At 40.8% G+C, this 16,201-nt stretch carries 11 protein-coding genes; 10 read left to right on the top strand and 1 reads right to left on the bottom strand.

What is annotated here, in order from left to right; translation table 11 throughout:
- Positions 1-103: 103 nt before the first annotated feature.
- Positions 104-574, bottom strand: a complete 471-nt coding sequence (locus ACHLI0_RS15835) for an HU family DNA-binding protein (protein WP_008762558.1) — start codon at positions 572-574, stop codon at positions 104-106.
- Positions 575-801: 227 nt separating this feature from the next.
- On the opposite strand from ACHLI0_RS15835, the gene ACHLI0_RS15830 reads away from it, so the two are divergent.
- The 10 genes from ACHLI0_RS15830 (at position 802) to ACHLI0_RS15785 (ending at position 16,201) form a co-directional block, all read left to right on the top strand.
- Entirely contained in the window at positions 802-1,947 is a 1,146-nt protein-coding gene (locus ACHLI0_RS15830; protein WP_008767092.1) for an AraC family transcriptional regulator, read from the top strand.
- Between the two features lie 114 nt (positions 1,948-2,061).
- Positions 2,062-3,240 carry a prolyl oligopeptidase family serine peptidase gene (locus tag ACHLI0_RS15825; RefSeq protein WP_011108907.1) on the top strand — a complete coding sequence of 393 codons (1,179 nt, stop codon included), beginning with the start codon at positions 2,062-2,064 and terminating at the stop codon, positions 3,238-3,240.
- Positions 3,241-3,626: 386 nt separating this feature from the next.
- Positions 3,627-4,724 carry a DUF4434 domain-containing protein gene (locus tag ACHLI0_RS15820; RefSeq protein WP_008762555.1) on the top strand — a complete coding sequence of 366 codons (1,098 nt, stop codon included), beginning with the start codon at positions 3,627-3,629 and terminating at the stop codon, positions 4,722-4,724.
- Positions 4,725-4,729: 5 nt separating this feature from the next.
- Positions 4,730-6,136 carry a sugar porter family MFS transporter gene (locus ACHLI0_RS15815; RefSeq protein WP_490749637.1) on the top strand — a complete coding sequence of 469 codons (1,407 nt, stop codon included), beginning with the start codon at positions 4,730-4,732 and terminating at the stop codon, positions 6,134-6,136.
- 33 nt (positions 6,137-6,169) lie between these two features.
- A complete protein-coding gene (locus ACHLI0_RS15810) occupies positions 6,170-7,336 on the top strand; it encodes a n-acyl-d-glucosamine 2-epimerase (protein WP_141408781.1) in 1,167 nt (388 codons plus the stop codon).
- A gap of 49 nt (positions 7,337-7,385) precedes the next feature.
- Complete coding sequence (locus ACHLI0_RS15805) at positions 7,386-10,538, top strand: SusC/RagA family TonB-linked outer membrane protein (RefSeq protein ID WP_373246087.1); 3,153 nt, start codon at positions 7,386-7,388, stop codon at positions 10,536-10,538.
- Positions 10,539-10,552: 14 nt separating this feature from the next.
- Positions 10,553-12,238, top strand: coding sequence for a RagB/SusD family nutrient uptake outer membrane protein (locus ACHLI0_RS15800; protein WP_008762551.1), 1,686 nt, complete (start codon positions 10,553-10,555; stop codon positions 12,236-12,238).
- A gap of 63 nt (positions 12,239-12,301) precedes the next feature.
- A complete protein-coding gene (locus tag ACHLI0_RS15795) occupies positions 12,302-14,122 on the top strand; it encodes a DUF5018 domain-containing protein (RefSeq protein WP_490749635.1) in 1,821 nt (606 codons plus the stop codon).
- A gap of 129 nt (positions 14,123-14,251) precedes the next feature.
- Positions 14,252-15,301: an SIS domain-containing protein gene (locus ACHLI0_RS15790; protein WP_490749634.1), complete on the top strand. Its 1,050-nt coding sequence runs from the start codon at positions 14,252-14,254 to the stop codon at positions 15,299-15,301.
- A gap of 3 nt (positions 15,302-15,304) precedes the next feature.
- Positions 15,305-16,201, top strand: coding sequence for an ROK family protein (locus ACHLI0_RS15785; protein ID WP_490749633.1), 897 nt, complete (start codon positions 15,305-15,307; stop codon positions 16,199-16,201).

Raw genomic sequence — 16,201 nt, 5'->3', positions numbered from 1 at the left:
TTTCTTTTCTATATCTATTAATTTGAATTACCTTTTTTCGTAAAAAGTGCCACAAAGATAGGCATTTATCTCATAAATAAGACAGGGAGGGTATTAATTTATCTTATTCTTCTGTTTGTTCCTGCTCCTGATCTGCTTTCTTCATCTCTTTAGTCAACATACTTTCGGGCATATAATATTTAAAAGGGATGCGCATACACTTTGTTTTCTTCATGCGGTCACGAAGTGCACTGTTTGCCACAAAATAAACGCGGGATACCGATACTTGTCCCGGTGTCACTTGTTCGGGACGTTCAAAACCAGGACTGGTCAAAGCAGTCTGGAATGTACCCAGCCCATCAATCGTCACAGACTGTCCCATAGAAAGCAAATAGCGGATGGCATCCGCTACTTCCACCAATATGCCTTCAACCTGACCACGGTGGAAACCTCCCCGCAGCTCCACCACTTGAGCTAGTTCTTTGTTCTGTACTCCGCCTCTATCCTGTATTTTACTTGGTACACCATACCATAACTCTTTTCTTTCTCCGGACGTCAAGTCCGCTTTCTTTCTTACTACATAAGGGATTGCCATGTCTTATACTCCTTTCTTGTTTCGTTTATATTTTCATTCTGTACCACACCCGGGTGTCAGCACGTATGACACCCGGATGTCAGACATCACAACACCCGGGTGTCGTACAGCACGAGACCCGGGTGTCATACATATCTTCTTCGCAACAAAGTTAGACTATTATAGAAAGAAAACAAACTAATATTTATATATTTGTTTCCATAAACTTTAATATACCCGCACACACTATGATAAAAATACTACTGCTGATCGATTATTCCAGTGAATTTGACAGAAAATTGCTCCGCGGACTTGTACAATATTCCAAAGAAAACGGACCTTGGCTTTTCTATCGGCTTCCATCCTATTACAGCGGCATGTATGGAGAAAAAGGTATTCTCAAATGGGCAAAAGAATGGAAAGCTGACGCCATCATCGGACAATGGAACAATGACACCGTCAATCTACTGAAAGAACTGAATATTCCGATTGTATTGCAGAATTATCACCATAGAAGCACTACTTACTCCAATCTGACGGGCGACTACAAAGGAACGGGCAGAATGGCCGCCCAATTCTTCGCCAAGCGGATGTTCCACAACTTTGCTTATTTCGGCATAAACGGAGTTGTCTGGTCTGACGAACGTTGCGAAGGCTTCCGTCAGGAAGTTAAACGGATAGGCGGCAACTTTTATTGTTTCGAATCCGATAAGCATGAAGACGAAATCAGAATAGAAGTAAGCCAATGGCTGCAAGAGCTTCCTAAACCCATAGCGTTGTTCTGCTGCGACGACTCACACGCACTATTCATTTCGGAAACCTGCAAGATAAGTAACATACACATACCGGAAGAAATCTCCCTGTTAGGAGTCGATAATGATGACTTGATCTGTAATATTTCCGATCCTCCCATCTCCTCCATAGAACTGGAAGTAGAAAGAGGAGGATATTCCATAGGCAGGCTCATTCATCAACAAATCAAAAAGGAACATGAAGGGACCTTCAATATCGTCATCAACCCTATCCGCATAGAATTGCGGCAATCCACAGAAAAACATAATATAAAGGACCCTTACATTCTCGAAGTTGTAAAATACATAGAGAGTCATTACAATTCCGACCTGACCATAGAGTCTTTGTTGGCACAGATTCCGCTCTCACGCAGAAATTTTGAAGTGAAATTCAAAAATGCGATGCATACTTCCATCTATCAGTATATCTTAAACTGCCGGGTCAACCATCTGGCCGATTTACTTCTTACTACAGATCGTTCATTGGCAGACATTGCAACGGAAGCCGGATTCAAAGACTATAATAATATCTCCCGGATTTTCAAAAAGTTCAAAGGATGTTCCCCTTTGGAATATCGGGAGAAAAAAATCACGAACAGATAAAAAATAAATTATTCGTTTTTCGAATATAGCTTTTCGTTTTTAGTACCGGAGGCATTACTAAAGTGGCATATCTTTGTTCGGTAAATGCTAACTCTCAAAGTCAATCAACAACTTATGGAGCAAAAGAAAATCGTGCTATTCATCCTGATCACTCATCTGGCAGCATTTCTAGCAGGATGCAGCGGAAACAAAAATAGCGGAAATAATGACTCCTCTGATCTATGGAATAAGTTATCGAGCTACTTCCGCCCGCCCGCAGAATACGAAAATGTATATGGGAATTTTCGCTCTCCTTTATTATATTATAATGGGGATACAGTCAGAACCGTTGAAGACTGGCAAAGACGACGAACTGAAATCAAGGACAGATGGATGAGCCTGTTAGGACAATGGCCGCCTGTCATTACCGGACAAACATTTGAAATTCTGGATACTCTCCACCGTGAAAACTTCATGCAATACCGTGTCCGCTTCTACTGGACTCCCAACGAACAGACTGAAGGTTATTTGCTGGTTCCGGACAAAGAAGGCAAAAAGCCTGCCGTTATCACTACCTTTTATGAACCCGAAACGGCTATCGGATTGGGTGGAAAACCTTATAGAGACTTTGCATATCAATTGACGAAAAGAGGATTTGTCACATTATCAATAGGAACAACGAAGACCACAGAGAATCAGACATATTCCATTTATTACCCCACCATTGAAAATGCAACTCTCCAACCACTTTCAGCATTAGCTTATGCAGCCGCAAATGCATGGGAAGTATTAGCCAAAGTACAGGACGTCGATTCTACAAGAATAGGCATCACAGGGCATTCTTATGGTGGGAAGTGGGCAATGTTTGCCTCATGCCTATACGAAAAGTTCGCTTGTGCGGCATGGGGAGACCCCGGAATTGTATTCGACGAAACAAAAGAGGGATATATCAATTACTGGGAACCCTGGTATTTGGGATATTATCCGCCACCATGGGAAAATACATGGAGTAAAAATGGGCATGATTATGCTAAAGGCATTTATCCGAAGCTCCGCAAAGAAGGATATGATTTGCATGAATTGCATACGCTGATGGCACCTCGCCCATTTCTTGTTTCCGGAGGATACTCTGACGGAACAGACCGGTGGATAGCGCTAAACCATACAATAGCGGTCAACCGGCTCTTAGGATACCGCAATAATGTCGCGATGAGCAACAGAGTCAATCATGACCCAACCCCTGAATCAAACGAAATTATATATGATTTTTTTAAATGGTACTTGCATTCAGCAAATAAATCTACCAAAGAGTAGAAAGATGCGTTTTTTGAATACACTTTTTCGTTTTTTTGCGCAAAAAATCAACTCTGGATGCCTAACTTTGTTCTATCAATTCATCCAAGTAACCTAAATTACTTGACTAAAATGATTAGCCTATGAAAAATATACACTAGAAAACATAAAATGCCCCATCTGCGAATGGGGCAATATTAATGCCATATTAATAAAACTAATCATAAATTATCGTCCAATTAATAAATAACACAATAATAAATTCATAATTAATAAATTAAAAGTGCTAACTCAAAGGAATTAATAAAGCTAGCAGATGATTCCGAGTTAGTAATAAATATTAAACTATTAAAAATTCAATAGGTTAAATATATACTAAAAAGAGTAGAAACTAAAAAAAGTAAACTATGGAAGCGAATAATCGCAGAGATTTCTTAAAGAAAGCCGCATTAGCGGGAGCCTCCGCCCTAATGGCTCCCACACTACTGGCCGCTGAAGGCAAAGATGGAAGTGAATTCGTTCTCTCTCCGAGCAAAAGGACGGACAGCAAATTAATTGTACCGAAGAATAATGGTCTGAAAATCACAGGCACTTTTCTAGATGAAATATCTCACGATATTCCACACCAGAACTGGGGAGAAAAAGAATGGGATCTCGACTTTCAGCACATGAAAAGGATTGGTATCGATACCGTTATTATGATCCGTTCCGGATATCGCAAGTTCATCACTTATCCGTCCAAATATCTATTAGGAAAAGGATGCTATATGCCTTCCGTGGATTTAGTAGATATGTACTTACGACTGGCTGAAAAATATAACATGAAGTTTTATTTTGGGCTGTATGACACCGGTCATTATTGGGATACACGTGATATGTCGTGGGAAGTGGAATATAATAAATATGTGATTGACGAAGTATGGAATACTTACGGTGAAAAGTATAAGAGTTTCGGAGGCTGGTATATTAGCACGGAAATCAGCCGCAATACCAAAGGAGCTATCGGTGCATTTCATACCATGGGTAAACAATGCAAAGATGTATCGAATGGCCTCCCTACTTTTATATCCCCTTGGATTGATGGTAAAAAGGCAGTCATGGGAACCGGAAAAATGACAAGGGAGGATGCTGTATCCGTAGAACAACATGAGAGAGAATGGAATGAAATTTTTGATGGTATACACGATGTAGTAGACGCTTGTGCTTTTCAAGACGGACACATTGACTACGACGAACTGGATGCTTTTTTCACTGTAAACAAGAAACTGGCAGACAAATACGGAATGCAATGTTGGACAAACGCGGAAACATTCGACCGCGATATGCCCATCCGGTTCCTGCCGATCAAATTCGACAAACTCCGCATGAAACTGGAAGCGGCAAAACGTGCCGGATATGATAAAGCAATCACTTTTGAGTTTTCTCACTTTTTAAGTCCGCAATCAGCTTATCTGCAGGCAGGACATTTATATGACAGATACAGAGAATACTTTGAAATCAAATAAACTATATGAAAACAACAATTAATCTGGGTTATATCATATTCCTTTCAGTTGTTGCTGCTTTAGGAGGCTTTCTGTTCGGTTATGACACAGCTGTCATATCCGGCACAATAGCTCAGGTGACACATCTGTTTCAGTTGGACACCTTGCAACAAGGATGGTATGTAGGATGCGCATTGATCGGATCGATTGTCGGTGTTCTCTTTTCCGGAATATTAAGCGACAGCATCGGACGTAAAAGAACAATGATACTTTCTGCCATTCTGTTTTCTACATCAGCAATCGGCTGTGCTTTTTGCATTGACTTTAACCAGTTAGTTGTTTATAGAATCATAGGTGGCATCGGAATTGGTGTTGTTTCTATTGTATCTCCTCTTTACATTTCCGAAGTTTCCGTCGCACAATTCAGAGGCAGGATGGTCTCCCTGTATCAACTGGCCGTAACTGTCGGTTTTCTAGGAGCTTACCTTGTCAACTACCAGTTATTGGCATATTCAGAGAGTGGAAATCACTTGCCTATAGCCTGGTTAGAAAAAATAGTAGTTACAGAAGTGTGGAGAGGTATGTTAGGCATGGAGACACTACCAGCCATACTATTCTTTATTATTATCTTTTTCATACCCGAAAGCCCCAGATGGCTGATAGTAAAAGGACAAGAAAGGAAGGCCACTTATATTCTGGAAAAGATTTACAATTCATTTAAAGAAGCTGATTTCCAGCTAAACGAGACAAAATCCGTCCTTGTTTCCGAAACCCGTTCAGAATGGTCTATCCTTCTGAAACCAGGTATTCTGAAAGCAGTTATTATCGGTGTATGTATTGCTATTCTGGGACAGTTTATGGGGGTTAATGCAGTTCTCTACTACGGCCCTTCTATTTTTGAGAATGCCGGTCTTTCAGGAGGTGATTCTCTGTTCTATCAGGTTCTTGTAGGACTTGTGAATACACTGACCACTATCCTGGCACTTCTCATCATTGACAAAGTAGGACGCAAGAAACTGGTATATTATGGGGTATCCGGAATGGTCGTTTCATTGATACTCATTGGCAGTTATTTCCTCTTCGGAAATGCCTGGAATATTTCCAGCCTGTTTTTGTTAGCCTTCTTTCTGTGTTATGTTTTTTGTTGCGCCATTTCCATTTGCGCTGTGATATTCGTACTTCTCTCTGAGATGTACCCTACCAAAGTACGCGGATTAGCAATGTCCATTGCCGGATTCGCTCTTTGGATCGGCACCTATCTGATCGGACAGCTAACCCCCTGGATGCTCCAGAATCTTACTCCAGCCGGAACATTCTTCCTGTTCGCCATCATGTGTGTACCGTATATGCTCATTGTCTGGAAACTCGTACCGGAAACTACCGGAAAGTCTCTGGAAGAGATTGAAAGATACTGGACCCGTTCGGAACAGTAAAATAGACCTTATTAAATAAAAAAACTAACAATTATGGATTTTAAAAAATTGGCAAACCAATACAAAGACGAACTACTGAATAATGTTCTTCCATTCTGGTTAGAGCATTCTCAGGATCACGAATTCGGTGGTTATTTCACTTGTCTGGATCGTGAAGGCAACGTATTCGATACAGATAAATTTATTTGGCTGCAAGGACGCGAAGTTTGGTTATTCTCAATGCTTTACAATAAAGTTGAGAAAAAACAGGAATGGCTGGATTGCGCTATTCAAGGCGGTGAGTTTCTAAAGAAATACGGACATGATGGAAACTATCATTGGTATTTTTCTTTGGATCGGGCAGGTAATCCTCTGGTAGAACCATACAACATCTTTTCCTATACATTTGCTACAATGGCTTTCGGACAACTCAGCCTGGCTACAGGCAATCAAGAATATGCCGACATTGCAAAGAAAACGTTTGATATTATTCTTTCAAAGGCAGACAACCCGAAAGGAAAATGGAACAAAATCCATCCGGGCACACGTAATCTGAAAAATTTCGCCCTTCCGATGATCCTTTGTAATCTGGCACTTGAAATAGAACACTTGTTGGACAAAGAGTATCTGGAAAAAACAATAGAGACTTGTATTCACGAAGTGATGGAAGTATTCTATCGCCCGGAGCTCGGAGGAATTATTGTTGAAAATATAGGAGTGGACGGCAATCTCGTAGACTGTTTTGAAGGACGGCAAGTGACTCCCGGACACGACATTGAAGCCATGTGGTTTATTATGGATTTAGGAAAACGCCTGAATCGCCCTGATCTAATCGAGAAGGCAAAAAATGTAACCTTGACGATGATTAACTACGGATGGGACAAAGAATATGGTGGCATCTACTATTTCATGGACCGCAAAGGTTGCCCTCCCCAACAACTGGAATGGGACCAAAAGCTTTGGTGGGTACACATTGAAACACTTATTTCCCTACTAAAAGGTTACCAATTGACAGGTGACAAACAATGTATGGAGTGGTTCGAGAAAATACATGAGTATGTATGGACGCACTTCAAAGACGCTCAATATCCTGAATGGTTCGGTTACTTAAACCGCCAGGGAGAAGTACTTCTGCCACTTAAGGGAGGCAAATGGAAAGGCTGTTTCCATGTCCCCAGGGGCTTATATCAATGCTGGAAAGTACTAGAAGAATTACAATAAATCTAATACCCAAAAACTTTTTTATTAACCAATTAAATTTTATCTTATGATGGAACAATGCTTTAAGCAAAAAAGTAGTTTCCGAACAATCAGAATCATACTATTCTCATTGTCGATGCTTTTTGCGTATGCCACAAATGGCTATGCCCAGAACATGGTTAGGGGAGTCGTCACAGACGTGACCGGTGATCCGTTGCCAGGAGTCAGCGTCGTTGTCAAAGGTACGACCACAGGTACCACTACCGATATTGACGGTAGATACTCTATCAATGCATCCAACACTGCCACTCTTGAATTCTCATACATCGGTATGAACAAACAAGAGATAAAAGTGAACGGACGCAGTACGATCAACATCATCTTAAAAGAAGATGTCGCTAATTTGGACGAAGTGGTGGTAGTAGGTTATGGAACACAAAAGAAAGCTCACTTAACCGGATCTGTAGCCACGGTATCTCAAAAAGATATGTTGAAAACAACTGCCAGTAATATGTCACAAACATTAGTCGGTAAGTTGCCCGGCCTTATTACCCAACAATCACTCGGACAACCAGGATCGGATGATGTTTCCATATTAATCCGTGGTTATTCTTCATTCAGCGGTTCAGGTACGGTACTTGTTTTAGTTGACGGAGTAGAACGAGCTATGGGACAAGTAGACCCGAATGACGTGGAATCTGTTACCATCCTGAAAGACGCTGCATCTTGTGCCGTTTATGGAATGAAAGCAGCCAACGGAGTTGTACTGGTAACAACCAAACACGGACAAGAAGGTAAAACAGATATCACCTACAGAGGAAGTATGACTCTATCACACGCTACCACTCTGCCTAAAATGATGAACGGAACCCAATATATGCAATGGTATAATCTGGCTCGCAAACTAGACAATAATGGCGTAGATAATCCATATTTTACCGACGAAGAAATTGCGGCAACTTATAACGGAGACCCAACAGATGGATTTGAAAATACAGACTGGACCTCCGACTTATATAAGACTACCCTTATGCACCAACACAATCTGTCTATAAACGGAGGTAGCAATAAAGTCAGATATTTCATCAGCGGCGGCTATTTACATCAAGATGGTATTATTAAAGGCAACAAAAACGAACGCAGCAATTTCCGCTCAAACATTGATGTACAAGCGACCAAAGACATTAAAGTGTCACTAAATACCGCAGCATTAATCAAAGATTATTATCAGCCGGGAGGATACTCTTATGGCAATCAGCAAGCCTATAGTATTTTCCATCAGTTGCTTTATTCTATACCTTTTGTTCCGAAAGAGTATGAAGGTTATCCTACTTCGGCATACCGAGGCGCAACCAGCGCAGCCAATCCGATCTATGGATCTGCAAATTCAGGATTCCAGGAATCTCGCACAGTCAGAATAGAAAGTTCTGCAAATGTCGAATATACAGCCCCATTCCTGAAAGGTTTGAAAGCAAATATGTTCATCAGTTGGGACTGGCAAGATCTGGCAAGTAAAACATTTGCTTATGCCTATTCTGTCAATGCCTATGATTCTTCCACCAAAAGCTACAGCTATGTACAAAGTGCAAATCTGCTGGCAGATGGTAACCTATACCAGGGTGACCAAAAATCACAACAAGTAATATTACGTCCGACTATTTCATATAACAACAAATTCGGACTTCATGATGTAGGAGCCCTTTTCCTCTACGAACAAACTCAGGTAAAAAGCTCTGCACTGAATGCTAGTCGTACGGATTACGACTTATTCGATTTGCCCGAAATATCTTTGGGAGATGCCCAAACTGCAACTAATAGCGGTTCTTCTGGGAAAAGTGCTTACGCCGCTTATGTAGGTCGTCTAAATTATGCCTACGCCAATAAATACCTGGCCGAAGCATCTTTCCGTTACGACGGTTCTTATAAGTTTGCCAAAGGACACCGTTGGGGATTCTTCCCTTCAGTTTCTTTAGGATGGGTGATGTCGGAAGAAGACTTTTTCAAAGACGCACTTCCTAAAATAGACTATTTTAAACTCAGAGGTTCGTTTGGTATTCTAGGTAGCGACAACGTTAGTGCTTTCTTGTACAGAAAATCCTACTCTTATACTAATAATGGAGTAGTATTTGGCAGTACACCTAACACTCAAGGAACACTTAGCAACACAGTAGCTTATCCAAATGAACGACTGACTTGGGAAAAAACAAAATCATATAACTTAGGTTTCGATCTTAGTGCCTGGAACGGTTTGTTGGGAGTTGAGTTTGATGTATTCTACAAATATACATACGACATTCTTCAAAGTGTTAGTAACATCTATCCTCCTTCTTTAGGTGGGCACTACCCAAGTTCAGAAAATACCGGAACATTTGATAACCGCGGATTTGAAATTGCACTGAAACATCGCAATCGTATAGGAGAATTCAGTTATAGTTTGAATGGCAACTTATCTTACGCTCATAACCGTATCTTAAGCAGAACACAGGCGGATAATACCTTACCCTGGCAAAGTGTTCTCGGATCATCAGTCGGTGAATTATGGGGATTAAAAGCATTAGGGTTGTATCAAAGTGAAGAAGAGATTGCCAACTCACCTCAAGTATCATGGAATACACCACGAGTAGGAGACATAAAATATGCCGATATTAACGGCGATGGAAAGATCGATTCCAACGACCGAATCAAAATATCACGTGGCATCCGCCCGGAAATGATGTTTGCACTAATGGCTGACGCTAATTACAAAGGCTTCGATTTATCTGTTCAGTTTCAAGGAGCGGCACTTTGTGATAAAATGCTTCAATACTCATGGCAAGACTTAAATGGCGCAACAGATATGACCCCTATGACAAGACCCTGGTATGCAAATTGGGACAACGCTCCTCTTTATCTGGTAGAAAACAGTTGGCGACCCGATCATACAAATGCGGAATATCCTCGTCTGACTGTCAGCAGTGTATCTCATTCAAACAATGCCCAACAATCGGATTTCTGGAAAAGAAATGGTGCGTATTTACGTTTGAAGAACGTGACTTTAGGATATACGCTTCCTAAAGCCTGGACCAACAAGATGGGATTGTCAAACATCAGAGTTTATGCTAACGGGACTAACCTACTGACATTTACCGATTTCAAGTATATCGACCCGGAAAGTACAAATGTAGCAACAGGATATTATCCACAGCAACGTACATTCAGCTTTGGTATAGATGTTAGATTTTAAAACAAATAGTTAATATGAAAAATATAAAAAAATACATTATAGGCATAGCAGCTAGCATTTGCTTGACACAATGTGATGTACTGGACGTAGATCCTACTGGCTGGTACAGCGAGAATGTAGCATATTCCTCACTGGAAAATGTAGACCTTTACGTCAAAGGGCTATATAGCGTGCTATATGATAATGCTACTATCAATATAGATTCTTACTGCTTAATGGACGATGGAGCTACAGATCTGTTAAAATACTCTTGGTATGGAGTGAACGGAGGTGCCATGAATAAATTCTTTTATCAGACAAATTATGTTACTGAAACGAGTAACTTCCGCTCCAACTGGAGTGGTATGTATACCCGTATCCGGCAACTCAACGAATATTTCTATGACCGAAGCAAAGGTTATGGAGATAACTTAGATCAGGATGAAATGAAAAAGCGTACAGCAGAGGTTCGTTTCTTACGTGCATTTGCTTACCAGGAACTGGTACTCCGTCATGGCGGAGTTATCCTGCGTACTGATGAAGATTATGTAGACGGACCTGACGAAAGGGCTAAAGCACGTTCATCTGAATCAGATTGCTGGGATTTCATTATCAACGAATACACCCAGGCAGTACAAGACCTTCCGGAAAACTGGACAGGTACCAATGTGGGGCGTATTACCAAAGGAGCCGCTTATGGAATGAAAGCACGTGCAGCCCTTTATGCTAAACGCTGGGGGGATGCGATAGATGCCTGCAATGAAGTATTAAAATTGAATTACAGTTTATTGCAAGGAACGACTGCCAATGATTACTACAAAATATTCACCTCAGTCAATAATAGTGAGCTAATCCTTCCGGTTTACTTCCAACAGGGAAAGAACGCCAAGCAACATTCTTTTGACATCTACGTGTGTCCACCATACGACTGGAAAGCAGCCGGTGTTACAGAAGGAAGTGTAGGTGCGGCAGTCACTCCATCTGATGAATATGCTTCCTCTTTCGATATCAAAGTAAACGGTAGCTACCAATCTTTTGACTGGAGTAATCTCAGTTCTTACAACAATGCTCCATTTACCAATCGCGAACCGCGTTTTTACGCCTCCATTCTTTATAATGGAGCAACATGGAAAGGACGTACTCTCCAGTTGTATGTAGATGGAAATGACGGATATATGGATTTTGCTACAACCGGACAAGATAACGTGCACAAATCAACAACAGGTTATCTGATTCGTAAGTTCGCTTCTGATGATACCAATATCAACTTTAGCAGCATTTTGAGTGGACAATACTGGATTGAAATGCGTTTAGCTGAAATTTACTTGATTCGTTCGGAAGCATATGCACGACAAAACGAGTTTGGAAAAGCCTATGCTGATCTGAAAACGATCCGTGACCGCGTCGGACTGCCGGAACTCGCCCAACAAAATAATTGGAGTGATTATCTGGAAGATCTGTCTAAAGAACGTATTTGTGAACTTGGAATGGAAGGACACCGATATTTCGATCTGATCCGTTGGGGAATCGCCGTAAGAACACTTGATCATAAACGTCTGCACGGCGTTAAGATAACACAGGCCGGTGGCAGCTTCAGTTACGCACGAGTAGAATGCGATACACAAGACCGTTTATTCCCTGAAAAATATACAATTTTCCCTATTCCATACACAGAACTTCAAGATAACACACTCTGTGAACAAAATGAACTGTGGAAATAATAATTATTTAATAAGAGAAAAATTATGAAAATAAAATATCTATTTACCGGGGTACTAATATCAATGCTAGCATTCATGAGCTGCGAGGACCCGGACGATCTGGCAAGGACAGGCAGCGAAAATGTTACAGGACTAACCATAACCGGATGCTTAGCTTCTGATGAAAGTACCACATATAGTGCTATCGTAGACGAGGCAAGTAATACGATTACCATACAAGTTCCTTATTATATTTCAGATACGGAAAAAATACAAGGTGACCTGACACAAATGAAAGTTTCAGCCAGCCTGCCTGTAGGAGCAAAATTCTCCCCCAGCATTTCCGGCATTCGTGATCTGGTCAGTGGTTTCCAATCAACATTAGTCAAAGAAGATGGAAGCAAAATTACTTATACATTTAAGGCTGTTTATGTGAAATCAAAATTAGCCAGTATTAGTAAAGTAGAACTGACAGACTATTCACGTGCAACAATACGTATAGTCGAACCTGAGAGTGCGGGTGGTACAGGAAAAATCATCATTTATAAAACCTCTTCGGCTATTGATGCAGCCTTGAAGTCTGCGGCATTAACAGTCTCTCCATGGGCTACCATCGAATCATCATCATTAGATCCGGCAACCGGCATTATAGATTTAAGTAACCAACCGACTATAACCGTTATTGCACAAAATGGAACAGACAAAACAGTCTATCAGACTAGTCTGGAACTCCCGGATCTATTACCTCAGGGAGTGGGCTATACAGCTTCATTATTTGGTTTCCAAATCTATACAGATGACACACATGGATTTGAGGTTGGAGCGAACCGTACAATGGCTGTTATTGACGACTATCTAATTATCAGTAATAGCACTGATTACAATAAAATGATTGTAATGGATCGTTATAACGGCAAAGTACTTGATGTAAAAGTCAACACTACAGGTATTGATGCAGGCCGCTCCATCCATGCTATTACCAGTGATGATGCTGGACATTTAGTAGCTATGGCATATACTAGTACTTTAGACGCCAATGTAACCGACCCGAACGTGCGTGCCTGGGTTTGGCCTAACGGCATCGAGAATGCACCTAAGAGCATCGTTTATGCAAATATTAATGGAAGTACATTCGCCAATGCTCCTGTAGGCATTAATGGAGTCAAAAAACTAGAGCTTGGACGCACAATCTGCGTCAAAGGTGATCTGACTTCAGGGGATGCAATTATTGCCACATCAACCAAAAATGTACCACGTGCGGTTTTCCTTATGTTCAAAGATGGTGCAATGCAAGGCAACGCTTATGTAGAATGGGGCGGAGGAGCATCAGTCTCCATGTGGAACGCAACTAAAGTCATTCCATTGACAAATACTTCTCCACTAGGATATATTTGGGCCAGTGCCAACTTCCGGCAAGCAATTAATTACACTCCTATAGGCACAGGCGCACGCGCCATAGATTTCTCACTTCCAACATCACATTGGTGGTCCGGTAGCGCTACATATGATAAGAATGTCCGGGGAATAGGATATGTTGAATTTAACGGTACATGTTTGTTAGGCGTTCAAAATGGTCTGTCAAGCAATGGAGTTTGGTCTCACCGCCTATATATATCCAATATCACAAATAATCCCGGAACTTCAGCAATGGCTAATGGCTTTATCTTCGATTCACGTGAAGGAAGTACAACAGGAACAGGCAGTATCCCCGGAACGGGTTATGCGGTAACTGGTATGACATCTTCAGCCTCGTTCGTTTCTGGCAAACAGGTACTTGGCACCAACATTGATGAAACAGGAGATGTTGTATTCGGTCGGAGTGCTGATGGCAATGCCGTCCAAGTCTATATGTTGACCACGGACCAGGGACTATTTGCTTATGAAATTACCAGATTCAATTTATAAATGAAAATTTAAATATCATTTAAGATCATCTATAAACTACTCAGTAACAGTTGGCAATTACATCTGAATAATTGCACAACTGTTGCTAAGTAGTTATTAAAGTCACTAGATTATAATTTAAAAAATCCGATGGTACAATTTTTCCAAGAAATACAAGAGCAACCGCAAGCACTTCTGCAGACGGCAGACTTCTACAAAAGCGTAGAAGGGAAATCCGTTTTGTCACAAATTTCAGAATTATGGTGTTCCGGCAAATATAGAAATATTCTGTTAACCGGTATGGGCAGTTCTTACTTCATCGCTAACGCAACTGCTTCTCTACTTAATTCATATAAAATCCCGGCATATGCTCTGAATGCGGGAGAATTATTGCACTATCAAATTTCATTAATTAGTCCAGAATCGTTGATTATATGTATTTCGCAATCAGGAGAAAGCTATGAAGTAATCAAACTAATAGAAAAGTTATCTTCAAACATCACAGTTCTTTCTATTTGTAATGAAAAAGACAGCAGTTTAGTCAAATTTTCTCGTTATAGCCTATTGTGCAAAGCTGGAAAGGAAGAAAAAACGTCAACAAAAACATTCATAACCTGTTATCAAGTAGCATATTTACTGGCAATGAAGTTATGCAATAAAGAAATCGACAGCACCCAATGGCATAAACTCAGTAAAATTATTGAGAACATGGTCAATGGAAATACTCCATGGATGTCGAAAGCTATTGAACTGATAGACGGCTCCGCTTTTGTGCAATTAATAGGACGGGGACCTGTTTTTGCAGCTGCCAGCCAAAGTGCGTTGATGTTCATGGAAGCAGTACATACGCCTGCATCAGCTTTATTAGGTGGTGAATTCAGGCATGGCCCGTTAGAAATGGTAAAGAAAAGATTCATAGCCATTCTATTTGCACACTCGCAATCAGAAACCTACGAACAATCATTAGCTTTAGTAAAAGATATCCTGAAATATGAAGGAAAAGTTATCTTTATTACCGATTCGAGCCAAGTGCTTGAAAATGAAAATTTATGTACCATAACGATCCCATGTACTAATGCGGAATTATTTGCAATTCCCGCTATAATTCCCGTGCAACTTCTGATCAATGCATGGGCCACCAAATGCGAAATAATACCGGGAGAGTTTACACATGGTGCCAAAGTAACATCAATCGAATAAACTATGAGAAGCGTGTATCCAGAGAAAATTGCAATCGGAGTCGATATTGGCGGGACTAAAATAAAAGCCGGACTTGTCGATATTAACGGGCAGATAATCGGTATCCCCGAATCTATCCGGACTTTAGCGCACGAACCCGATGAAATGATTATTGAGCAATTGACTCTATTAATCCGAAGAATGATACAACAAGCCGATGGAGCAGAATTAATCGGCATCGGTATCGGTTCTACCGGTCCATTAGACATCAACAAAGGTGTCATCCTTGAATGCAATAATCTTCCGACGTTACACAATTACCCTTTATGCAAAAAAATAGAATCAACTTTCGGACTTCCGGTCAAACTGGATAATGATGCAAATGCAATGATGTTAGGAGAAGCCCTATGGGGAGCCGGAAGAAACCTAAATTCAATACTAGGAATCACTCTTGGAACAGGCTTAGGAGCAGCTATAGTGGTAAACAGAAAAATTATTCGTGGAGCTACCGGCTGTGCCGGAGAAATCTGGCTGTCTCCATACAAAGAAGGAATGATAGAAGATTATGTATCGGGAACTGGAATATCAAATTTATATCAGAGAATTACAAAAAGAAAGATTTCAGGAGAAGAAATCAGTAAATTAGCCCGGGAAGGAGACATCAACGCATTAAAAGCATGGAAAGAGTTTACCCGGGCATTAGCTTATGCCCTTTCCTGGACTGTTAATATCGTTGATCCGGAAGTCGTAATTATCGGAGGCTCAGTTATGCATTCATCAGATATATTTTGGGATTCAATGGTATCTTTATTTAAAAAGTACATTTGTCCGCAAACTGCTGCAAGCATCCAGTTAAAGCCAGCAGGTTTAAAAGATAATGCCGGATTTATGGGTGCAGCAGCTTTAATGTTTGTAGAATAA

This window comes from Bacteroides sp. RCH18 (assembly GCF_058231005.1).
Note: the sequence above shows the minus strand (reverse complement) of the source record. Positions and strands in the feature narration are given on the sequence as shown.